Annotated in this window: 18 protein-coding genes and 1 pseudogene; 8 read left to right on the top strand and 11 right to left on the bottom strand. The window is 73.1% G+C overall.

Features of this window, described 5'->3' with window-relative positions:
• Positions 1–77: 77 nt before the first annotated feature.
• Entirely contained in the window at positions 78–896 is an 819-nt protein-coding gene (locus IE326_RS12705) for an MBL fold metallo-hydrolase (RefSeq protein WP_150229433.1), read from the top strand.
• A gap of 51 nt (positions 897–947) precedes the next feature.
• Here IE326_RS12705 and IE326_RS12700 read toward each other — a convergent pair whose 3' ends face one another.
• The 3 genes from IE326_RS12700 to IE326_RS12690 all read right to left on the bottom strand — a co-directional run bounded on the left by IE326_RS12700 (position 948) and on the right by IE326_RS12690 (position 3,937).
• Positions 948–2,021: an AI-2E family transporter gene (locus IE326_RS12700; protein ID WP_150229435.1), complete on the bottom strand. Its 1,074-nt coding sequence runs from the start codon at positions 2,019–2,021 to the stop codon at positions 948–950.
• A 154-nt stretch (positions 2,022–2,175) separates the two neighbouring features.
• Entirely contained in the window at positions 2,176–3,138 is a 963-nt protein-coding gene (locus IE326_RS12695; RefSeq protein WP_150229437.1) for a pirin family protein, read from the bottom strand.
• 295 nt (positions 3,139–3,433) lie between these two features.
• A complete protein-coding gene (locus IE326_RS12690) occupies positions 3,434–3,937 on the bottom strand; it encodes an SseB family protein (RefSeq protein WP_150229439.1) in 504 nt (167 codons plus the stop codon).
• A gap of 155 nt (positions 3,938–4,092) precedes the next feature.
• Between IE326_RS12690 and IE326_RS12685 the strand changes: the two genes are divergently transcribed.
• Together IE326_RS12685 and IE326_RS12680 are read left to right on the top strand one after the other, a co-directional pair.
• The gene (locus IE326_RS12685; protein ID WP_150229441.1) at positions 4,093–5,922 is read left to right on the top strand and encodes an acyl-CoA dehydrogenase; all 1,830 of its coding nucleotides are present in this window, start codon (positions 4,093–4,095) and stop codon (positions 5,920–5,922) included.
• 391 nt (positions 5,923–6,313) lie between these two features.
• Complete coding sequence (locus IE326_RS12680) at positions 6,314–7,621, top strand: M18 family aminopeptidase (protein WP_190041555.1); 1,308 nt, start codon at positions 6,314–6,316, stop codon at positions 7,619–7,621.
• Between the two features lie 65 nt (positions 7,622–7,686).
• Here IE326_RS12680 and IE326_RS12675 read toward each other — a convergent pair whose 3' ends face one another.
• The 3 genes and pseudogenes from IE326_RS12675 to IE326_RS41845 all read right to left on the bottom strand — a co-directional run.
• Positions 7,687–9,498 (bottom strand): thioredoxin-like domain-containing protein, encoded by a 1,812-nt coding sequence (locus IE326_RS12675; protein ID WP_190041554.1) that lies wholly within the window; start codon positions 9,496–9,498, stop codon positions 7,687–7,689.
• A gap of 133 nt (positions 9,499–9,631) precedes the next feature.
• Positions 9,632–11,197 carry a recombinase family protein gene (locus tag IE326_RS12670; protein WP_190041553.1) on the bottom strand — a complete coding sequence of 522 codons (1,566 nt, stop codon included), beginning with the start codon at positions 11,195–11,197 and terminating at the stop codon, positions 9,632–9,634.
• A 36-nt stretch (positions 11,198–11,233) separates the two neighbouring features.
• Positions 11,234–11,485, bottom strand: a pseudogene (locus IE326_RS41845) (hypothetical protein); the annotation flags it as partial.
• On the opposite strand from IE326_RS41845, the gene IE326_RS12665 reads away from it, so the two are divergent.
• The 3 genes from IE326_RS12665 to IE326_RS12655 are packed head-to-tail and all read left to right on the top strand — an operon-like array spanning position 11,464 to position 14,258.
• Positions 11,464–12,960 (top strand): hypothetical protein, encoded by a 1,497-nt coding sequence (locus tag IE326_RS12665; RefSeq protein ID WP_190041552.1) that lies wholly within the window; start codon positions 11,464–11,466, stop codon positions 12,958–12,960. The pseudogene IE326_RS41845 and the gene IE326_RS12665 overlap by 22 nt on opposite strands.
• A gap of 4 nt (positions 12,961–12,964) precedes the next feature.
• Positions 12,965–13,714: a bestrophin-like domain gene (locus tag IE326_RS12660; protein WP_150229449.1), complete on the top strand. Its 750-nt coding sequence runs from the start codon at positions 12,965–12,967 to the stop codon at positions 13,712–13,714.
• Positions 13,715–13,772: 58 nt separating this feature from the next.
• Positions 13,773–14,258 (top strand): LURP-one-related/scramblase family protein, encoded by a 486-nt coding sequence (locus tag IE326_RS12655; RefSeq protein ID WP_190041551.1) that lies wholly within the window; start codon positions 13,773–13,775, stop codon positions 14,256–14,258.
• A gap of 24 nt (positions 14,259–14,282) precedes the next feature.
• Here IE326_RS12655 and IE326_RS12650 read toward each other — a convergent pair whose 3' ends face one another.
• A complete protein-coding gene (locus IE326_RS12650) occupies positions 14,283–15,500 on the bottom strand; it encodes a trans-sulfuration enzyme family protein (RefSeq protein ID WP_190041550.1) in 1,218 nt (405 codons plus the stop codon).
• Between the two features lie 144 nt (positions 15,501–15,644).
• On the opposite strand from IE326_RS12650, the gene IE326_RS12645 reads away from it, so the two are divergent.
• Entirely contained in the window at positions 15,645–16,253 is a 609-nt protein-coding gene (locus IE326_RS12645; protein WP_190041549.1) for a hypothetical protein, read from the top strand.
• 39 nt (positions 16,254–16,292) lie between these two features.
• On the opposite strand, the gene IE326_RS12640 is transcribed toward IE326_RS12645, so the two are convergent.
• Both IE326_RS12640 and IE326_RS12635 read right to left on the bottom strand, forming a co-directional pair.
• Positions 16,293–17,459 (bottom strand): SMI1/KNR4 family protein, encoded by a 1,167-nt coding sequence (locus IE326_RS12640; RefSeq protein ID WP_150229457.1) that lies wholly within the window; start codon positions 17,457–17,459, stop codon positions 16,293–16,295.
• Entirely contained in the window at positions 17,452–18,255 is an 804-nt protein-coding gene (locus tag IE326_RS12635; RefSeq protein ID WP_190041548.1) for a carbon-nitrogen family hydrolase, read from the bottom strand. Before IE326_RS12635 ends, IE326_RS12640 begins: the two co-directional genes overlap by 8 nt.
• 163 nt (positions 18,256–18,418) lie before the next feature.
• Here IE326_RS12635 and IE326_RS12630 point away from each other — a divergent pair, with 163 nt between their 5' ends.
• Positions 18,419–19,246 (top strand): maleylpyruvate isomerase family mycothiol-dependent enzyme, encoded by an 828-nt coding sequence (locus IE326_RS12630; RefSeq protein ID WP_150229461.1) that lies wholly within the window; start codon positions 18,419–18,421, stop codon positions 19,244–19,246.
• Between the two features lie 7 nt (positions 19,247–19,253).
• On the opposite strand, the gene IE326_RS12625 is transcribed toward IE326_RS12630, so the two are convergent.
• Together IE326_RS12625 and IE326_RS12620 are read right to left on the bottom strand one after the other, a co-directional pair.
• Positions 19,254–20,564 carry an MFS transporter gene (locus tag IE326_RS12625; protein ID WP_150229463.1) on the bottom strand — a complete coding sequence of 437 codons (1,311 nt, stop codon included), beginning with the start codon at positions 20,562–20,564 and terminating at the stop codon, positions 19,254–19,256.
• Positions 20,561–21,235 carry a GntR family transcriptional regulator gene (locus tag IE326_RS12620; RefSeq protein ID WP_150229465.1) on the bottom strand — a complete coding sequence of 225 codons (675 nt, stop codon included), beginning with the start codon at positions 21,233–21,235 and terminating at the stop codon, positions 20,561–20,563. Before IE326_RS12620 ends, IE326_RS12625 begins: the two co-directional genes overlap by 4 nt.
• Positions 21,236–21,397: the final 162 nt, after the last annotated feature.

Raw genomic sequence — 21,397 nt, 5'->3', positions numbered from 1 at the left:
GGCCCCGCGCGTGCGGAGCCCGTACCGGCGGCGGAGACTGGTGTCGTACGGCCGCCGGGGGGACCACGGAGCACGCCATGGACACCCACAAGGTCGGCAGCGACACCACCGTCCTGGCCGACAGCCTCGAAGTGCCGGGGATCGGGCACATGCCGGTCAACGCCTACGTCGTCACCGCCGCCGAACCCGTCGTCGTCGACACGGGGCTCTCGATCGAGGACCGGGACTTCCTCGCCGTGCTCGGCGGGGTGATCGACCCGGAGGACGTGCGCTGGATCTGGCTGACCCACCCCGACAAGGACCACACGGGCGGGATCTTCGCCCTCCTGGAAGCCGCCCCGCACGCGCGCGTGGTGACGACGTTCCTGGGTGCGGGGGAGATGACGACCGAGCGGGCGTTGCCGATGGACCGGGTGTACTTCCTCAACCCGGGGCAGTCCCTGGACGTCGGCGACCGCGCGCTGCACGCCTTCCGGCCGCCGCTCTTCGACAACCCGGCGACCGTCGGCCTCTACGACGACCGGACCCGGATCTGCTTCAGCTCGGACTGCTTCGGCGGGCCGATGCCGACGGCGGAGATCGCCGAGAGCGGGCACGCGAGCGACCTGAAGCCGGAGGACCTGCGGGCCGCGCAGCTGCTGTGGGCGACGGTCGACAGCCCCTGGGTGCACCTGGTCGACGCGGAGAAGTACCGGGCGGGCCTGGAGCCGCTGCGGGAGATGGACCCGGAGATCGTGCTCTGCACCCACCTGCCGCCGGCCGTGCGGATGACGGACCGGCTGCTGGGGACGCTGGCGATGGCGCCGGACTCCGATCCCTTCGTCGGCCCCGACCAGGCGGCCCTGGAGGCCCTGCTGAGGTCCTTCGAGCCGGGCGGGGCGCCCGCGGCGGCCTGACCCGGCCCGCGTTCCCCGCCCCCCGCCCCTGCCCGTCCCACCCGGTCCGGGCTAGGACGCCTCCTCGGGGACGGGGCCCTGGGGAGCGGCGTACCGGGCGCGGAGTTCGCCGAGGATGCCGGTGGCGGCGGCCGTCAGGGGGACGGCGAGGAGCATGCCGAGGACGCCGGCGACGGAGGCCCCGGCGGTGATGGCGAGCATGACGGCCGCCGGGTGCATCTGGACGGTGCGGCTCTGCACCATCGGCTGGAGGACGTTGCCCTCGATGACCTGGACGGCGAGGACCACGCCGAGCACCCACAGGGCGATGACGAAGCCGCGGTCGGCGAGGGCGACGAGGACGGCGACCGCGCCGGAGAGGAAGGCGCCCAGGTAGGGGATGTAGGCGGTGACGAAGACGAGCGCGGCGAGGCCGACGGCGCCGGGCACGTCGAGGACGAGCAGGCCGACGCCGATGAGGACGGCGTCGACGAGGGCGACGAGGGTGGTGCCCCGCATGAAGCCCTCGACGGCCTCGAAGGCGCGGCGCGCCATGGCCTCCGCGGTGTCGCCGGTGCCGGCGGGGACCAGGGAGCGCAGGGAGCCGGCGGCCCGGTCGGAGTCGCGGAGGAAGAAGAAGATCAGGAGGAGCGCGAGGACGGCGGTGGCGAGCATCTGGCCGACGACGCTGAGCCCGGAGATGACGCCGGAGGCGGCGGTGCCGCCGAACTTCTCCAGCAGCGTCCTGGCGTTCTCCGCCAGGTCCTCCAGGGAGGTCCCGGCGGCCCCGAAGTGCTCGGCGATGTCGACGGCGGCCTGCCGCAGCGAGGCGAGGATCTGGTCGCCGGTCTCGATCAGCGCGGCGACCACGATGTACGTGGCTCCGCCGACGACGACGAGCACGGCGAGGACGGTGATCGCGGCGGCGAGGGACTTGCTCACCTTCATCCGCAGCAGCCGCCGGTAGAGCGGCCCGAGCAGCGCCGTCCCGAGGATGGCGAGCAGCACCGGCGTCACGGCGGCCTTGAAGACCACGCAGAGCCAGACGAAGACGGCGGCCACCCCGGCGACGAGCAGCACCACGGCGCACCAGGCGCCGAGTTTGCGGGCGGGCTCGGGAAGCAGGGGCGTTCGACTCGTCTCCACCCGACCATAAGATCACACCAATACCTGCCGAATGCGGACATGACGGGCCGTCCGGATGACGGCCCGTCACTCAGGAGCGCCTCTTGCTCGCCCCTGCCTCAAACGGCTCGCTCGCCCCTGCCGCGGACGGCTCGCTCGCCCCGCCCTGGGCGGCCTACTCGCCCATGCCGTGGACGGCCGGGACGGTGCCGAGGCGGCCGGCCTGGAAGTCCTCGAAGGCCTGGCGGAGTTCGGCCTGGGTGTTCATGACGAACGGGCCGTAGTGGGCCATGGGCTCGCGGATCGGCTGCCCGCCGAGGAGCACGACCTCCAGGTCGGGGGTGTTGCCGTCCTGCTTCTCGTCCGCGCGGACGGTCAGCGAGCCGCCCTTGCCGAAGACGGCCGTCTGGCCGAGGTGGATCGGGCGGCGCTCCGCGCCGACGGTGCCGCGGCCGGCCATGACGTACGCGAGGCCGTTGAAGTCCTCGCGCCAGGGCAGGGTGATCTCGGCGCCGGGGCGCAGGGTGGCGTGGATCATGGTGATCGGGGTGTGGGTGATGCCGGGGCCCTCGTGGCCGTCGAGCTCGCCCGCGATGACGCGGAGCAGCGCGCCGCCGTCGGGGGAGGTCAGCAGCTGGACCTGGCCGCCGCGGATGTCCTGGTAGCGGGGGGCCATCATCTTGTCGGCGGCGGGCAGGTTGACCCACAGCTGGAGGCCGTGGAAGAGGCCGCCGCTGACGACGAGGGACTCCGGCGGGGCCTCGATGTGGAGGAGGCCGGAGCCGGCGGTCATCCACTGGGTGTCACCGTTGGTGATGGTGCCGCCGCCGCCCTGCGAGTCCTGGTGGTCGAAGACGCCGTCGATGATGTAGGTGACGGTCTCGAAGCCGCGGTGCGGGTGCCAGGGGGTGCCCTTGGGCTCGCCCGGCGCGTACTCCACCTCGCCCATCTGGTCCATCATGATGAACGGGTCGAGGTACTGGTAGTTGATCCCCGCGAACGCCCGGCGCACCGGGAAGCCCTCGCCCTCGAAGCCCTGCGGCGCCGTGGTGACGGCGAGCACGGGGCGCGGGGCGGCGTCGGCCGGGGCGACGACGCGCGGCAGGGTGAGCGGGTTCTCGACAGTCACGGCGGGCATGGCGGGACCTCCTGAGTGGGCCTGGGGGACGGCCTGGGTACGACCCGAGGGCTTCGGCGGCCTGCTCGGCCCGTCCTCGTACCCTCACTTTAGTTGAATGCTGAACTTCTTGCCACCTGGAACGCGGAACGCCCGGGAGGAATTCCTCCCGGGCGTTCTCCCTGGGTCCCACGATGGCCCAGCCGTCCGCGCACCGCAGCACGAACCGGCCGTCCGACCGCCGTCCCGCACGCCGACGACCCGCCGCCCGCACACCGGCGGCCGCACACCGGCGGCCGGCACGCCGCGGCGCGGATCAGCCGTACATCCGCCGCATCGCGAAGTCGACCATCTGCTCCACGGCCTTCGCGTCGAAGACGATCCGGTGGTCGCCCTCCATGTCGAGGACGAAGCCGTACCCCGTCGGCAGCAGGTCGATCACCTCGGCGCCGGTGATCACGAAGTACTTCGACTCCTTGCCCGCGTACCGCCGCAGCTCCTTCAGCGAGGTGAACATCGGGATCACCGGCTGCTGGGTGTTGTGCAGCGCAAGGAAGCCGGGGTTGTCGCCGCGCGGGCAGTAGACCTTGGAGGTCGCGAAGATCTGCTGGAAGTCCTCGGCGGACAGGGTGCCGGTGGTGAAGGCCCGTACGGCGTCGGCGAGGGAGGGCGGCGAGGGCTCGGGGTAGAGCGGGGCCTGCTGCGGCTGCCCGTACCCGCCGGGGACGCCCCCCTGCATGCCCGCCTGCGGCGCGTACTGCCCCTGCGGAGGCGGGGCGTACTGCTGCTGCGCACCCGGATTCTGCTCGTAGCCGTACATGGGCCCTGAGCCTACTGCGTCACAGATCGCCCGAGAGGGGTTGCTCTTATTACCGGTGGGTAGCATCATCGGAGAGAAGAGTGCGCTACTCGTGAGTAGGAAGCGGGTGGCCCTCGGTACGAGGAACCCTCCCCGATCTTTACGGAGCCGTCGCCATGGGGCACTACAAGTCGAATCTCCGCGACATCGAGTTCAACCTCTTCGAGGTGCTCGGCCGCGACAAGGTGTACGGCACCGGTCCGTTCGAGGAGATGGACGTCGACACCGCCAAGAGCATCCTCGACGAGATCCGCCGCCTCGCCGAGAACGAGCTGGCCGAGTCCTTCGCCGACGCCGACCGCAACCCGCCGGTCTTCGACCCCGAGACCAACACCGCCCCGGTCCCCGCCTCCTTCAAGGCCAGCTACAACGCCTTCATGGAGTCCGAGTACTGGCGCCTCGGCATCCCCGAGGAGATCGGCGGCACCGTCTCCCCGCGCTCCCTGATCTGGGCCTACGCGGAGCTCCTCCTCGGCTCCAACCCGGCCATCTGGATGTACTCCTCCGGCCCCGCCTTCGCCGGCATCCTCTACACCGAGGGCAACGAGCAGCAGAAGAAGGCCGCCCAGATCGCCGTCGAGCGCCGCTGGGGCTCCACCATGGTCCTCACCGAGCCCGACGCCGGCTCTGACGTCGGCGCCGGCCGCACCAAGGCCGTCCAGCAGGAGGACGGCTCCTGGCACATCGAGGGCGTCAAGCGCTTCATCACCAGCGGCGAGCACGACATGGAGGAGAACATCCTCCACTACGTCCTCGCCCGCCCCGAGGGCGCCGGCCCCGGCACCAAGGGCCTCTCCCTCTTCCTCGTCCCCAAGTACGAGTTCGACTGGGAGACCGGCGAGCTCGGCGCCCGCAACGGCGTCTACGCCACCAACGTCGAGCACAAGATGGGCCTCAAGGCGTCCAACACGTGCGAGATGACCTTCGGCGACAAGCACCCCGCCAAGGGCTGGCTCATCGGCGACAAGCACGACGGCATCCGCCAGATGTTCCTCATCATCGAGTTCGCCCGCATGATGGTCGGCACGAAGGCGATCTCCACCCTCTCCACCGGCTACCTCAACGCCCTGGAGTACGCCAAGGAGCGCGTCCAGGGCACCGACCTGGCCAACTTCATGGACAAGGCCGCGCCCAAGGTCACCATCACCCACCACCCCGACGTCCGCCGCTCGCTCATGACGCAGAAGGCGTACGCCGAGGGCATGCGCTCCCTCGTCCTCTACACGGCCTCCGTCCAGGACGCCATCCAGGAGAAGGAAGCCGCCGGCGAGGACGCCAAGGCCCTCCACGGCCTCAACGACCTGCTCCTCCCGATCGTCAAGGGCTACGGCTCCGAGAAGGGCTACGAGCAGCTCGCCCAGTCGCTCCAGACCTTCGGCGGCTCCGGCTTCCTCCAGGAGTACCCGATCGAGCAGTACATCCGGGACTCCAAGATCGACACCCTCTACGAGGGCACCACCGCCATCCAGGGCCAGGACTTCTTCTTCCGGAAGATCGTCCGCGACCAGGGCGCCGCCCTGAACACCCTCTCCGAGGAGATCAAGAAGTTCCTCGCCGTCGGCACCGGCGGCGACGAGCTCGCCGGCGCCCGCGACGCGCTCGCCAAGGCGGCCGTCGACCTGGAGGGCATCGTCGGCACGATGATCACCGACCTCACCGCCACCGGCGAGGACGTCAAGAACATCTACAAGGTCGGCCTCAACACCACCCGCCTGCTCATGGCCTCCGGCGACGTCGTCGTCGGCTACCTCCTGCTGCGCGGCGCGGCCGTCGCCGCCGAGAAGCTCGCCGCCGGCGCCACCGGCAAGGACGTCGCCTTCTACCAGGGCAAGATCGCCGCCGCGAAGTTCTTCGCCGCCAACGTCCTGCCCGGCGTCTCCACCGAGCGCCTCCTCGCCGACAGCGTGGACGGCGGCCTCATGGACCTGGACGAGGCCGCGTTCTAAGAACGCACCTGGTCCTTGCCGGAACGGCCCGTCCCCGGGGAGGGGGGCGGGCCGTTCCCCCTTTTTTGGGGGCTCGGTTCGCCTCCGGGCGCTTTGTGCCGGGCTCACGACCCCGATCGTGCTCGCCCCGCTCGTTCCTCACGGGGCTCCGCGCGCTCGGGGTCGTTCCCCCGGCGCGCCCTTCGGCTCACTCGCCGGTCCTGCGGGGCGGGGGTACGGGCTCCGCGGGGCGAGGTGGCGGGAACTTGCCGGGGGGCGGCGGGCTCCACGAGGCCGGGGTACGGGCTCCGCGAGGCGAGGTCGCGGTGCTGTCGGGGGCGCGGGGGAGGGCCCGCGGGGATCGGGTGCGGGCGGCGGAAAGGGTTTGCGGGGGCTGCGTAAGGTGGGGCGCATGAGCAGCGCAGCTTCCCGACCGGCTTCCGTACCCTTCGGCCCCGGCCACACCGATGACCTGATGTCCTTCCTCTCGGCCTCCCCCTCGCCGTACCACGCGGTGGCCAACGCGGCCGACCGGCTGGAGAAGGCCGGCTTCCGCCGGGTCGAGGAGACCGCGGCGTGGGACGGGACCAGCGGCGGGAAGTTCGTCACGCGCGGCGGCGCGATCATCGCCTGGTACGTCCCCGAGGGCGCCGAGCCGCACACCCCGTACCGGATCGTCGGCGCCCACACCGACTCCCCCAACCTCCGCGTGAAGCCCCGTCCCGACATGGGCACGCAGGGCTGGAGGCAGATCGCCGTGGAGATCTACGGCGGCACCCTCCTCAACACCTGGCTCGACCGCGACCTCGGCCTCGCCGGACGCCTCACCCTCCGCGACGGCAGCCACCGCCTGGTGAACGTCGACCGGCCGCTGCTGCGCGTCCCGCAGCTCGCCATCCACCTCGACCGCTCCGCCAACGACGGGCTCAAGCTCGACCGCCAGCGCCACATGCAGCCCGTCTGGGGCACCGGCGAGGTGCACGAGGGCGACCTGATCGAGTTCGTCGCGGGCGAGGCCGGCGTCGACGCCGAGGACGTGGCCGGCTGGGACCTCATGGTCCACGCCGTCGACGCCCCCGCCTACCTCGGCCGCGACCGCGAACTCGTCGCCGGCCCCCGCATGGACAACCTGCTGTCCGTGCACGCCGCCGTCGCCGCGCTCGTCGAGGTCTCCGGACGCGACGGGCTCCCGTACATCCCCGTCCTCGCCGCCTTCGACCACGAGGAGAACGGCTCCGAGGCCGACACCGGCGCCCAGGGCCCCCTCCTCGGCACCGTCCTGGAGCGCTCCGTCTACGCCCGCGGCGGCGCCTACGAGGACCGCGCCCGCGCCTTCGCCGGCACCGTCTGCCTCTCCTCCGACACCGGACACGCCGTCCACCCCAACTACGCGGAGCGGCACGACCCGACGCACCACCCGCGCGTCAACGGCGGCCCGATCCTCAAGGTCAACGTCAACCAGCGGTACGCCACCGACGGCACCGGCCGCGCCGTCTTCGCCGCCGCCTGCGAGAAGGCGGGCGTGCCCTGGCAGTCGTTCGTCTCCAACAACGACATGCCCTGCGGCACCACCATCGGCCCCATCACGGCCGCCCGCCACGGCATCACCACCGTCGACATCGGCGTGGCGATCCTCTCCATGCACAGCGCCCGCGAACTCTGCGGCGCCGAGGACCCCTACCTCCTCGCCAACGCCCTGGTCGCCTTCCTGGAGGGCTGAGCCGGTACGCCGGAGGGCCCCCGCGCGCCGAGGCGTGCGGGGGCCCTCCGGCACATGCGGACCGGTCAGTCGTCCAGCCCCGCGAGGATCAGCGGGAGACGGCCCGCGCCGTCCGCCGTGAGCTTCACCGGGACGCCCCAGTCCTGCTGGTGGACGTGGCAGGCCGGGTACTCGTTGGCCGGGTCGTCGTCGCAGGACGCGGCCATCGCCGAGACGTGCAGGACGCCCTCGGCGAGGTCCGGGTTCAGCACCAGGTCGCGGAAGAGGTCCGTGCCCGTGCCCCCGCCGGAGAGCAGCAGCTCCGGCGGCGTAGAGGAGACCAGCAGGCGGGTCGAGGGGCCGTAGCGCTCGTCCAGCTTCTGGCCGGCCGGCGCCCGGAAGACGACGTCGAGGCGGAAGGCGCCGGGCGCGACCTCGGTGGCCTCCCGCTTCGTGCGGTGCGCGACCGCCTCCACCCGCACGGCCTCCTCCGGGAGCCGCAGCCGGGTCAGGCGGTGGCGGGCCGACTCGACGACCACGATGTCCTCGCCGACCAGGACCGCGTCGCTCGGCTCGCGCAGGTCGGTGGCGAGGGTGGTGACCTCGCCGGTCGCCGGATCGTAGCGGCGCAGGGCGTGGTTGTACGTGTCGGAGACCGCGACCGAACCGTCCGGGAGCGCCGTCACGCCCAGCGGGTGCTGGAAGAGGGCCTGGTCGGCGGCGCCGTCCCGGTGCCCGAAGTCGAACAGTCCGGTGCCGACCGCCGTGCGGACGTGCCCGTCGGCGTCGACGTACCGCAGGGCGCTGGTCTCCGAGTCGGCGATCCAGAGGCGGTCCTCGGTGGCGGCGAGCCCGGAGGGCTGCGCGAACCACGCCTCGGCGCCCGGCCCGTCCACGAGCCCCTCGTTCGTCGTGCCTGCCGCGACCTCGACGGTCCCGACCTCGGGGTCGTACGTCCAGAGCTGGTGCACGCCGGCCATCGCGATCCACACCTTGCCGCGCCAGAAGGCGACGTCCCACGGCGAGGACAGGTCCACGTCGAGCGCCGGGCCGGAGGTCGGCGAGCCCTGCCACCACTGCCTGCCGGTGCCCGCGATCCGCCCCACCGCGCCCGTCTCCGGGTCGAACCGCTGGAGCGCGTGGTGCACGGTGTCCGCGACGACGACCGTCCCGTCCGGCAGCAGCGCCAGGCCCTGCGGCTCGCGGAAGACGCCCTCGCCGCCGATCCGGCGCAGGACGGTCTCCCCGTCGGCGGCCAGCTCGACCAGCTGGTGCCGGGTGGTGTCGGAGACCAGGAGGGTGCCGCCCGGGAGGACGACGGCCTTCCCCGGGAAACGGAGGTCCGTCGCGACCGGCTCCGGCGGCACGTACGGCCCGTCCCCGCGCCGCAGCGTCCCCTTCGCCGCGTGCTCCGCCTCCAGCTCCTCCACCAGCGTCCGGAGCGCGCCCGCGTGCCCCTCCCCCGCGTACTGGGCGACGACGTACCCCTCCGGGTCGATCACCACCAGCGTCGGCCAGGCCCGCACCGCGTACTGCTTCCAGGTCGCGAGCTCCGGGTCGTCGAGCACCGGATGGTGCACCTCGTACCGCTCCACGGCGTCCACGACCGCCTGGTGCTCCGCCTCGTGCACGAACTTCGGCGAGTGCACACCGACGATCACGAGCGTGTCCCGGTGCTTCTCCTCCAGCTCCCGCAGCTCGTCGAGGACGTGCAGGCAGTTAATGCAGCAGAAGGTCCAAAAGTCGAGGATCAATGTGCGGCCTCGGAAGTCGGCGAGCTTCAGGTCCTTCCCGCCGGTATTGATCCATCCGCCCTTGCCGATCAGCTCGGGGGCACGGACACGGGCACGCTTGCGGGGTGCGGGCGCGGGGGTGGGCGCCGGGGCAGCATCGTTCATGTTTCAAGCTTGCCATTCGCCCATGAACACCGGATCACGGCCGTACGACGCCGTTACCCTGCGCAGTTACGGGATCCGCTCCACCACGGACTAGCTTCCTTACATCTCTTAAGGGGGTAATGGACTTCGACCGTCATTCCGTCACTTCGTCACCCGCTGTCTCCTCCCCAGCACCGTCTCTCGTCGCCCAGACGATCCGGCAGCGCTCGTCGCCGTCGAACCTCACGCCCACCCTGCCTCGCCGGACTTCCACGCGATCGATTGCGAGGCCAAGGCGTTCACGCCTTCCGGCCGCATCATCGGCTTCCCAAGCTTCGCGTAGCAGGCCCGCGTCCAGGAGAGGAGAGATGTCCACGGAAGGGATCGGCATCCGCAGTAGGTCGGCGCGCAGCCCCTCGATCCGGATACGAAGTCGTCCGGCGAGACGGTTGTACCGGTCGATGGCGTCTGCGCCGGTGAACTCGCCACGGACGTACCTGGCCTCCTCCAGGTCCGCCAGACGGGCCCCTTCGTCCGCGATCTCCGCCTCGATCGCGTCCCGCTTCGCGAAGACCTCCGGGTCCTCCCGCTGCACCCAGCGATCGGCGATCACGGCGAGCAGCGGGTCATGGGGCCCCAGGGATGGCAGGCGTGAGAGGAACGCCCGGGTCACGTAGTCGTCGATGCTCTCCACCCGAGCCGATACGCCGGAGCATCCTCGCCCCATCCGGTGGCTGGAGCACTGGTACGACGTGCCGGCCTTGCTCATCCGGGCCCCGCAGAGCCCGCAACGCGCTATCCCGGTGAGCAGTGACTTCCCTTGCTTGTGACCGTGCCGCTTCCCCGCCAGAGGGAACGTGCGCGCTTCGAGCTGGCGGAGGATGAGTTCGCGCTCCCCGACCGTGATGATCCCCTCACCGATACTCACGGTCTCCAGCGTCTCCGGGTCCCGGTAGGGAGAGACCCGGTTCATGTACTTGCGTGTCCCGTCCGGCTGCTCCTCGTACTCGGTCTGCGGCATGAGGCCGGCGAAGGCCGGTGAGCGTAGGAGCTGCAGGACGCTGGACGAGTTCCACTCGCCGCCACGAACAGACTCCACCCCGTGCTCGTTCAGCAGCCGGGCGATGTGGACGAGGGCCTTCCCGGATAGCGCCTCGTCGGCGATCAGACGGGCGTAGACGGCGGTCTCGGGGTCGTGGACGAGCTTCTTCGCCTCGGGGTCCACAAGCAGCCCGTAGGGTGGCTGTCCGCCGATCCACTGGCCCCGCTGGCGTAGGTACCGCTTGGCGTTGCCGACGCGCATCCCAAGGTTGCGGGACTCGTTGCGCGCCAGTTCAGCCAGCATCGCGATGGTGACACGAGCGCTGTCGTTCTTCGTGTCGAGCCCGTCCATGACGGAGACCAGCCGTCCGCCGACCCGGCCTATGTCGTCCAGCGCCTTGCCGACCTCGCCGATGCCCTTGCGGGACAGGCGGTCGAGCTTCCAGACGATCAGAACGCCCACGACGCCAGCAGTGGCTGCTGTGATCGCCGCATCGAATCCCTTGCGGCTGACGTTCTTGTAACCGGAACGTCCACGGTCGATGTGGACCTTGCGAACGGTCAGTCCGTTGCACTCCGCCCATGCGCGACAGTCAGCTTCCTGGCGGTCGATCGCGGTCTTCCCCTCCCGGTCCAGGGACAGGCGCAAGTACAGGTCAGCAGTGGTGTGTTGGTGCACATCCCCACGTTAGCGAGAAGTGCGCACATTGGTTCAGTAAATCCAAAAATCGAGGACTAAGACCTTTCCGCGCGGGTCGGCAAGGGGGAGGTCGTCGCCACCCGCGTTGAGCCAGCCACCCTTGCCGATCAGCTCGGGGGCACGGACACGGGCACGCTTCCGGGCGGCGGCCGTCACGGGCGTACGGGTGGATCGGTGCGGCCGGGTGGGGGGTGCGGGCGTGTCCCGGGGCGGGCGGGGGGCGGGGCGGGCGGTGGCATGGGGGCATGACGCATGCGGGCAGATCATCGGACTACTCCCGCTTTCGGGGGAGGCGACGGGTACGGATCGGGGCCGGGCTCCTCGTCGGGGTGCTCGCCCTGCCCTGCCTGGTCCTCGCCGGGAGCGGCACGGCGCGGGCCGGCGGGGTCGGGGACAAGGCGCTGCGGATGACCGTCACCGTCAACACCCTCGGGCACAGCGGGAAGCGGCCCCCCGCCGTCCGGGCCGGGGCGGAGGTCGTGAAGCGGTACCGGCTGGAGAACCGGGGCGAGGCCGACCTGTACGCGGTCCGGGTGCGCGACCCCGGCGTCCCCGCGGGCTCCGTCCGCTGCTCCGGACGGTGGCTCGCCGGGCTCGGCGTCATGGAGTGCGTGGCCCGCTTCCGCGCCCTCCCCGGCGACCACCGGGCCACCGCGCGGGCCGAGGGCGACGTCCCCTCGCTCGGCCGGACCCTCGCCGCCACCGCCCGGTCCGGGTACACCGGCGTCGCGGGCGTCCTGACGCTCGCGGAGAAGGTGACCCCCGGGAAGGGGCCGGGCGCCGCCGCCGTCACGTACACCGTGGGCAACCGCGGCAACCGCGTCCTGCACGGCGTGCGGGTCACCGACCCCGCTCTCGGCCTCACGGGGCGGGGCGTGGACTGCGGGGGCGGGGGGACGGCCCGCGGCGGGGTCGTGCCGGCGCTCGCGCCGGGCGCCTCGGCGCGCTGCACCGCGAGCGTGCGGCGCCCGCCCGGCGTCCACCGCAGCACCGGCGTCGCCACCGGCACGGACCGGGTCGGCACGTACGCCCCCGGCGGGCGCCGGCTCCCCGCTCCGCTGCTCACCGCGCGGGCCCGCGCCTCGTTCACGGTGCCGGAGCCGCCCCGGGCCGGGGGGACGGAGCCGCCGGGTGGGGCGGAGTCCTCCGGGGGGACGGAGCCTCCTGAGGGGACGCGTCCGCCCGGAGGGGTGCGGCCGCCCGGGGGCGGGACGCCGCCCGGGGGCGTTCCCGGGCGGCCCGGAGCACCCGGGGCCGCCGTGCCGCCCGCCGCCGTGGGGGTGCTGCCGGTGGGGCCGCCCGGGCCCGATCCCGCGCCGGAGGCCGGGGCGGAGGCCCCGGGCGCGGGGGCGGGGGCGGACGGGGCCGGAGACGGGGCCGGGACCGGCGCCGGGGCCGGCGCGGGGACGGGCGTCGGGGCCGTGGGGGACGAAGGGGTCGGCGAAGGGGCCGTGGAGGCCGCGCCCGGGGAGGGCCGGGCGCCGGACGCCGCCGTCCCGCCCCGCACTCCGCCGGCCCGCACCTCCCCCTCCCGGGACACCGGGGGGACGACCGGGGAGGCCGTCGGGGAGACGGCCGCCGAGGCCGCGCGCCGGGCCGCCGCCGCCGACGGCGAGGGGTTCCTCGGGCGGCTGCGGCGCCGGAGCCGGGAGGCCGAGGAGATGGAGGTCGTCGTGCTGCTGCTGCTCGTCCTCGTGCCGGCGGCCCTCGCCGCCGCACTGCTCGGGAACCGGAGGACCTGACCCGATGGACCTGTTCGAGACCCTCTTCGTCGTCGTCGGCGTCGCGCTCCTCGGCGCCCTCGCCGTCCTGCTCAAGACACGGCTCTTCCCCGTCGGCGAGGACGAGGAGCCGCGCGAGGACGTCGCCGAGTACATCGCCATGATGGTCTCGGTCCTCTACGCCATCGTCCTCGGCCTCTGCCTGGTCTCCGTCTGGGACACCCGGACGTCCGCCTCCGACCACGTCCAGGCCGAGGCGAGCGCCCTGCACCAGACGTACCTGCTCGCCGACGCCCTCCCCGAGGAACGGCGCGAGCCGCTGCGGCTCGCCGCCCGGACGTACGCCGGCCACGTCGTGGATGTCGAGTGGCCGATGATGGCCGCCCGGCAGCCGCTCGACCCCTCCGGGTGGAAGCTGCTCGAACAGCTCCGGCAGGCCGGCGAGGTCGGCGACACCGCCACCGTCTCGCAGCAGATCGCCGCGCAGGAGGTGCTGGCCCAGCTCGGGTACGTGGACGACGCCCGGCGCAGCAGGGAGGCTGCGGCGCAGGAGAAGCTGTCGCCGGTGCTGTGGACGGGCCTGATCATCGGCGGCTTCCTGACGCTCGCCTTCATGTTCCTCTTCGGGATCAGCCGCAGCACCACCCACGTGGTGATGGTGATGGGCCTCGCCGGGTTCATCGCCTTCACGGTGCTGCTGATCCATCAACTCGACGCGCCCTTCGGGGCGGTGCTGGGCACGAGCCCGGAGGCCTTCACCCGCTACTTCGCGTGAGCCGCCGCCCCGCACGAGCCGTTGTTTCACGTGAAACAGCGAGAGGGAGACATTCGGTATGAAATATCTCGTACGGGACAAGATCTTCGCGATCGGCGACGACTACTGGATCGAGGACGAGGCCGGCCGGCACGCCTTCCTCGTCGACGGCAAGGCCCTGCGACTGCGCGACACCCTGGAGTTGAAGGCGCCCGACGGGCGGGTGCTCGTCACCCTGCGGGAGAAGTTCTTCAGCCTGCGGGACGCGATGACGATCGAGCGGGACGACCGCCCGCTCGCGACCGTGCGCCGCAAGCGGCTCTCGCTGCTGCGCAACCACTACCGGGTCACGCTGGTCGACGGCACCGAACTGGACGTCAGCGGCCGGATGCTGGACCGGGAGTTCGCCGTCGAGTACGACGGCGAACTCCTCGCCCACATCTCCCGTCGGTGGCTGCGCGTCCGGGACACGTACGCCGTGGACGTGGTCCGCGAGGACGCCGACGCGGCCCTGCTCATCGCGGTGGCCGTGTGCGTGATCCGGATGGCCGAGCGGGAGGACTAGCGGGGCCGGGCTGCGGGACGGGGGCTAGAGCGCCGCCGCCTTGCCCAGGGCCTGGTCCAGGTCCGCCCACAGGTCCTCGACGTGCTCGATGCCGACCGAGAGGCGGACCGTGCCGGGGCCGATGCCGGCCGCGTCCAGGGCGGTGGCGTCGAGCTGCCGGTGCGAGGTGGACGCCGGGTGCATGACCAGGGTCTTCACGTCGCCGAGGGAGACCGAGAGGGAGGCCAGCCGGACCGCTTCGACGAAGGCCCGGCCGGCGTCCCGGCCGCCCGCGAGGTCGAGCGAGACCACCCCGCCCGCGCCGTCCGGCAGCAGCCGCTCGGCGATCTCCCGGTCCGGGTGGCCCGCCAGGCCGGGGTAGCGGACGGCGGCGACCGCCGGGTGCTCTTCGAGGCGGGCCGCGAGCACGGCCGCGGAGGCGCAGTGGCGCTCCATCCGCAGCGACAGGGTCTGCATGCCGCGCAGGGTGAGCCAGGCGGCGAACGGGTCGGTGGAGGCGCCCATCTCGACGGAGAAGTGGCGCAGTCGGGCGAGGAGTTCCGGGTCGCGGACGGCGACGACGCCGCCGAGCACGTCCGCGTGGCCGCCGAGGTACTTGGTGGCCGAGTGGAGGGAGAGGTCGGCGCCGAGAGAGAGCGGGCGGCAGAGCAGCGGGGAGGCGAAGGTGTTGTCGACGGCGACGGGGACGCCGGCCGCGCGGGCGACGGCGGCGAGGGCCGGGATGTCGGAGACGCGGGTGGTGGGGTTGGCGATGGTCTCCAGGTAGAGGAGCCGGGTGGTGGGCCGCAGGGCGGCGGCGACCTCCTCCGGGTCCGTGCCGGAGACGTGGGTGACCTCGACGCCCCAGCGGTCCGCGAGGTCGGTGAGCATCGCGTACGTGCCGCCGTACAGGCAGCGCTGGGCGATGACGTGGCCGCCGCCGGAGAGCAGCCCGAGCAGGACCGTGTTGATGGCGCCCATCCCGGAGGCGGAGGAGATCGCGCCGGCGGCCCCCTCCAGGCGGGCGACGGCGTCCTCCAGGGTGCGGACGGTGGGGTTGCCCATGCGGCTGTAGAGGAAGGAGTCGCCGGAGTGCATGGACTCGGCGAGGGCGTCGGCGGACTCGAAGGCGAAGACGTGGCCCTGGTGGAGCGGGACGCCGAGCGGCACGCTGCCGGTGACCTCGACGCGGGGCGGGTGGACGGCGAGCGTCTCGGGACGGAGGGCGTCGGGGGTGGCGGAGTGATCGCGGTCGCTGCTCATGGGCCCAGTGTCGGGAGGGTGTTCCCCCTCCTCCCAGGGCCAATCGCGGGGCAGTGGATTGGTTCGGGACCCGGCCGGGGAGCCCGCCGCCGCCCGTGCGAGGGTCGGGGGAGGAGGGTCCGCACCGTTCGCGAGGGGAGCGCCATGCACACCACCGTCACGCCCTTCACCCTGCGCCCGTGGCGGGAGGGGAAGGGGTACGGGCGCCGCACCGGCTGGCGGGGCACGTCGGCGGAGTTCGGCGAGGTCACGGTGGAGGCGCCGCTGCGGCAGGCCGTTCCGGAGACGCTCGTCTCCGAGCTGCGGGGCGGACTGCTGCCGGAGACCTCGTACGAGACCCGGGGCGTCCACACGGACGTGGTCCGGCTGCCGACGCTGAACCGGGCGACGCTCCGCCTCGGCGACGCCCTCGTGGCCGTGGAGCGCAACCGCCTCGGCCTCACCGCCCGGCAGCGCGGTCTCCGGCTGCGGCACGGCGGCGACGCCTACCGCCTGTGGGCCGGGAACCGGCGCTCCTGGACGCTCGTCCGGGAGGCCGACGCCGAGGACCCGGGCGTGCGGGTGGCGGTGCGCGGCACGGGCCGCCTCGGCGGACGGCGGCTGGAGATCACGGTGACGGGCCGGGCCCTCCCGGCGGACCTCGCGCTGGCCCTGGTCTTCGCGGGCGTGGACCGCGCCGCCCTCACCCGGGGCGGCGCGGTCCGCGCGGCCCTGTCCCGGGCCACCGGCTTCTGGGCGGAGAGCCAGTACTAGGCACCGCCTTCCAGACCGGACCGGTCCGGAAGGCACGGCCTAGGAGCGCGCCCCGGGCGCCTTCCGGGGCTCGTGCGCGACCAGGTCCATCGGGTCCTCGTGCGGGTACAGCAGCCGGGGCAGCCCCTCCACGTCGAGTTCGCCGCGCAGCCAGGAGAGGAGGACCCCGGTGAGGGTGCCGGTGAGCGGCGGGCCCACGCGCGCGTGGCGGGGGTCGACGATCAGCGGCCAGGCGTCGGGGTCGTCGCCCTCGGTGAGCCAGCCCAGCTGGTCGCCGTCGAGGGAGGAGGCGAAGGGCAGGAAGCCGCCGGGCTCGGGCCAGGCGGCCAGCGGGTGCCGGTCGGGGTGGCTCGCGCGCAGGTTGCGGTAGTTGTCCCCGTACCAGTGGCCCCAGGGCACGAGGTCGTACTCCCCGGCGCCCAGCGGCAGGGAGACCCGCAGCCAGTCGCGCCAGAGCCCGCCCCCGTACGCCTCCGCGAAGCGCCGGTAGGCGGTGGGCAGCCGGGTGCCGAGCCGCTCGTGGACCCAGTCCCAGTCCCGCTCCCCGAGGTACGGCTCCGCCGGCGGCGGCACGAGGACGGTGAGGGTGTCGAGGCCGGTGCCGCCGCCGGTGAGGGCGGCCCGCTGGGCGGGGGTCGGCTCGGGGCGGCGCGGCGGCGGGGTCCAGGGCCCCGCCGATTCCCCGGCGAGGCCGCTGCGGGCGAGGGTCGTGCGCAGGCCCTCGTCGACGAGGAGGGCGAGGGCGGGCAGCAGGGGGACGCCGAGACGGATCCAGGGGTCGTCGCCCTTCCGCTCCCGTTCCGCGCTGTGGACGACCACCGGCCACGCGTCGGGGTCGTCGGAGGCGGTGGTGTCCCAGAAGAGGACGTCGGAGGCGCGCGTCTCGGCGAAGGGGAGGACGCCGGGCGCCATCCGGCGGGACTCCTCGACGAAATGGCCGTAGTCGAAGCCGGCCCGGTCCCGGGCGTACGGCGTCTGGAGCCAGAGCCGTTCCCCGAGGTCCAGGGGGCCGTAGACGGTGGCGACCGCCTTGTAGTCGGCGGGCAGCCGGCGGCCCAGCCACGCCTCGACCGCGTCCCAGTCGACGGGTATCGCGGGCTCCTCGGGCGGCGGCCCGAAGAGCCCGGCGAAGGCGGCGACGTAACCGGCGGCGGCCCGCCCGGCCGCCGCCTCCTCGTGCGCGCTCCCGCGCGGCGCGTCAGACACGCGGCTTCGCGGGGGCCTCGACGCCGAGGACGCGGTCCTTGAGGGCCGGGAAGTCCGCGCGGATCGCGGCGGGCTTCGCCGGGTCCAGGACGGCCCGCAGGACCTCCTCGCCGGGACCCGCCTCGGCCAGGACCTCGCCCCACGGGTCGACGATCAGCGAGTGGCCGGCCTGCTCGACGTCCGCGTGGGTGCCCGCCGTGCCGCAGGCCAGCACGTACGCCTGGTTCTCGACGGCGCGGGCCCGCGCGAGGAGCGTCCAGTGGCCGCGCCGGCGGGCGGGCCAGCCGGCGGGGACGACGAAGGCCTCCGCCCCGGCGTCGACGAGGCCCCGGAAGAGCTCGGGGAAGCGGAGGTCGTAGCAGGTGCCGACGCCGACCGTGAGGTGCGGCAGGTCGAAGGTGACCAGGTCCTCGCCCGCGGCCATCAGCGCGGCCTCGCCCCGGTCGAAGCCGAAGCGGTGGATCTTGCGGTAGGAGGCGACGAGTTCGCCGTCGGGGGAGAAGACCGGCGAGGTGTTGTAGAGGGCGTCGCCCACGGCCTCCACGAAGGAACCGGCGTGCAGCCAGACCTCCGCGTCCCGGGCGGCCGCCGCCATCGCCTCGTACGTGGGGCCGTGCAGCGGCTCGGACTCGGCGGCGAAGAGGTCGGCGGCGAAGGCGCCCACGGTCCACAGTTCGGGGAGGACGACGAGGTCGGCGGAGCCGCGCTCCTCCCGTACGAGGCGGGCCGCGCGGGCCCGTCGGGCGGCGACCGGTTCGTCCGGGTCTACCGCGATCTGGATCAGCGAGGCGCGCACACTACCACCGTCCTGGCGTTGAAGCCGTCAACACCGGCCTACGATCGTCACACGAAAGCACTGCCGGGGTGCTCCCGGGGAGCGTAACTTAGCGTCCGAGCCTCCCATTCCGCTGTCACCCAGTCGTGTTTTCAGCCCGCACCGAAGAACGTCGAGGGGTCCCGTGACCGTCCATCCCAGCCTCCAGAACTACGCCGACGCCTGGACCCACTCCATCGAAGCGATAGCCGAGCTGGTGCAGCCGCTCGTGGAGGGCGAGTGGAACCGGGCGACCCCGTGCCCTGGCTGGTCGGTGCGCGACATCGTGTCCCATGTCATCGGCATGGAGACGGAGATGCTCGGCGACCCGCGGCCGATCCACTCGCTGCCCCGCGACCTGTACCACGTGCGCAGCGACTTCGCCCGCTACATGGAGGTGCAGGTCGACGTCCGGCGGCACCACACGGCTCCGGAGATGACGTCCGAGCTGGAGTACGTCCTGATCCGCCGGGCCCGGCAGCTCCGCAACGAGAACCGCTCCCCCGACCACGTCATCCGGGCCCCCCTCGGCGCGGAGCAGACCCTGGAACAGGGCTACCGGCTGCGGGCCTTCGACACCTGGGTGCACGAGCAGGACCTGCGGGCGGCGCTCGGCGTGCCGGGGAACCTGGCCTCGCCGGGCGCGTTCGTGGTGCGGGACCTGCTCCTGGAGGCGCTGCCGAAGGTCGTCGCGAAGGACGCGGGCGCCCCGGCGAACTCGGCGGTCGTGGTGGACGTGACGGGACCGGTGGAGTTCCTGCGGACCGTGCGGGTGGACGCGGACGGCCGGGGCACCGTCGACGGGGCCCCCTCGCTGGGCCCCGCGGTGACGCTGGCGACGGACTGGGAGACGTACGTGCGGCTGGCCTGCGGCCGGATCCGGCCGGCCGACGCGGCCGACCGGATCAAGACCGAGGGCGACCCGGAACTGGCCGCCGCGATCCTCGCCCACTTCGCGGTGACGCCGAACTGAGCGCCCCTCACACGGGCACGTGCACGGCCTCCACGCGGCTGGCGACGAGCCGCTCGCGCTCGCGCCGGTGGGTGCGGGACTTCAGGCGGAGGATCTGGACCACGCCGAGGGCTTCGAGGACGAAGACCGAGGAGAAGGCGATCCGGTAGTCGTCACCCGTCGCGTCGAGCAGGACTCCGACGGCGAGCAGCGTCGTCATGGAGGCGACGAAACCGCCCATGTTGACGATGCCCGACGCGGTGCCCTGGCGCTCCGGCGGATTGGCCGGCCGGGCGAAGTCGAAGCCGATCATCGACGCGGGTCCGCAGGCCCCGAGGACCAGGCAGAGGGTGACGAGCAGCCACATCGGGGCGTGGTCGCCTGGGTAGGCGATCGTGGCGGCCCACAGCAGGGCGGTGGCGGCGACCGTGCCGAGGGCGAGCGGGGCGCGGGCCTCGCCGTGGCGGGCGATGATCTGCCCGTACGCCAGGCCGACGGCCATGTTGGAGAGCACGACGAGCGTCAGCAGCTCGCCCGCGGTCCCCCGGGACAGGCCCTGTGCCTCGACGAGGAACGGCAGTCCCCACAGCAGCAGGAACACCATCGCGGGGAACTGCGTGGTGAAGTGCACCCACAGGCCGAGCCGGGTGCCGGGCTCGCGCCAGGACGCGGCGATCTGCCGGCGGACGTAGGCGGCGCCCGCGTGCCGGACGGGGGCGGGCTCGTGTCCCTCGGGGTGGTCCTTGAGGAAGACCAGCATCAGGACCAGGACGAGGACGCCGGCGAGGGAGCTGCCGACGAAGGTGGCGGTCCAGCCGAGGCCGTGCAGGGCGCGGGCGAGGACGACCGTCGAGACGAGGTTGCCCGCCATGCCGATGAGTCCGGCGAGCTGGGCGATCAGCGGCCCTCGGCGGGCCGGGAACCAGCGTCCGCCGAGCCGCAGGACGCTGATGAAGGTCATGGCGTCGCCGCAGCCGAGGAGGGCGCGGGAGACGAGGGCCATGGAGTACGAGGGGGAGAGCGCGAAGCCCAGCTGGCCGAGGGTGAAGAGGACGACGCCGAGGGCGAGGACCTTCTTCGTGCCGAGCCGGTCGACCATGAGGCCGACGGGTATCTGCATGCCCGCGTAGACCAGCAGCTGGAGTATGGAGAAGGTGGAGAGCGCGGAGGCGCCCACGTGGAAGCGGTCGGCGGCGTCGAGCCCGGCGACGCCGAGGGACGTGCGGAAGATGACGGCGACGAAGTAGACGGAGACGCCGACGCCCCAGACGAGGGCGGCGCGGCGGCCGCCGGGCGGGTCGCCGGGGAGGGTGACGGCGGAGCCGTAGGAGCGGCTCACCGGCCCGCCCCCCGCACCAGCGCGTCGACGCGGCCGAGGTGGCCGCGGACGGCGGCGGCGGCGCCGTCCGCGTCCCCCGCCCTGAGGCGGTCGAGGATCTCGGCGTGCTCGGTGATGTTCTGGGCGACCCGGTCGGGGTGGGCCTGCATCACGGCGACGCCCATGCGGAGCTGCCGGTCGCGGAGCTGGTCGTAGAGCCGGGAGAGGATCTGGTTGCCGGCGTGCCGGACGATCTCGGCGTGGAAGCAGCGGTCGGTGACGGCGACCTCCGCGAGGTCCCCGGCGCCGGCGCGGCGCTGCTGCTCCGCGAGGAGCTCTTCGAGGCGGGTGAGGAGCGCGGGCGGCGCGGGCACGGCCCGGCGGACGGCGAACTCCTCGACGAGCAGCCGGGTCTCGACGACGTCGGCGATCTCCTGCGCGGAGACGGCGAGGACGAGCGCGCCCTTCTTCGGGTAGAGCTTCAGCAGCCCTTCCATCTCCAGCTTGAGCAGCGCCTCGCGGACGGGCGTCCGGGACACCCCCACGGCCTGTGCCAGCTCTCCTTCGGTGAGCAGCGTCCCGCCCTCGTAACGCCGGTCGAGGACGGCCTGTTTGACGTGGCTGTAGACGCGCTCGGCGGCGGGCGGCTGCTTGACGTGCGGTTCGGCGGAGGGGGGCGCTGCTGATGGCATGCGCACAGCATAGATACAACAGGGATGCGTCAGACAGTCGCGTCCGCATCCTGGACTCCTTACCGGGGGTCTCCCCGCCCCGGTTCTCCCCGCCCCCGGGCCTTCCCACCCGGAAACGCGGACATCCGGTGGTGGACGGGTGCCACCACCGGATGTTTCACG

The sequence above is a fragment of the Streptomyces filamentosus genome (assembly GCF_014654895.1).
Lineage (GTDB): Bacteria > Actinomycetota > Actinomycetes > Streptomycetales > Streptomycetaceae > Streptomyces > Streptomyces filamentosus.
This window is presented reverse-complemented; position numbering and strand designations above follow the sequence as displayed.

Bases quoted from the DNA above. Each gene is read 5' to 3' on its own strand.
- IE326_RS12705 (WP_150229433.1), top strand. From the start codon at position 78: ATGGACACCCACAAGGTCGGCAGCGACACCACCGTCCTGGCCGACAGC.
- IE326_RS12695 (WP_150229437.1), bottom strand. From the start codon at position 3,138: ATGCCCGCCGTGACTGTCGAGAACCCGCTCACCCTGCCGCGCGTCGTC.
- IE326_RS12690 (WP_150229439.1), bottom strand. From the start codon at position 3,937: ATGTACGGCTACGAGCAGAATCCGGGTGCGCAGCAGCAGTACGCCCCG.
- IE326_RS12685 (WP_150229441.1), top strand. From the start codon at position 4,093: ATGGGGCACTACAAGTCGAATCTCCGCGACATCGAGTTCAACCTCTTC.
- IE326_RS12680 (WP_190041555.1), top strand. From the start codon at position 6,314: ATGAGCAGCGCAGCTTCCCGACCGGCTTCCGTACCCTTCGGCCCCGGC.
- IE326_RS12675 (WP_190041554.1), bottom strand. From the start codon at position 9,498: ATGAACGATGCTGCCCCGGCGCCCACCCCCGCGCCCGCACCCCGCAAG.
- IE326_RS12665 (WP_190041552.1), top strand. From the start codon at position 11,464: ATGACGCATGCGGGCAGATCATCGGACTACTCCCGCTTTCGGGGGAGG.
- IE326_RS12660 (WP_150229449.1), top strand. From the start codon at position 12,965: ATGGACCTGTTCGAGACCCTCTTCGTCGTCGTCGGCGTCGCGCTCCTC.
- IE326_RS12655 (WP_190041551.1), top strand. From the start codon at position 13,773: ATGAAATATCTCGTACGGGACAAGATCTTCGCGATCGGCGACGACTAC.
- IE326_RS12650 (WP_190041550.1), bottom strand. From the start codon at position 15,500: ATGAGCAGCGACCGCGATCACTCCGCCACCCCCGACGCCCTCCGTCCC.
- IE326_RS12645 (WP_190041549.1), top strand. From the start codon at position 15,645: ATGCACACCACCGTCACGCCCTTCACCCTGCGCCCGTGGCGGGAGGGG.
- IE326_RS12620 (WP_150229465.1), bottom strand. From the start codon at position 21,235: ATGCCATCAGCAGCGCCCCCCTCCGCCGAACCGCACGTCAAGCAGCCG.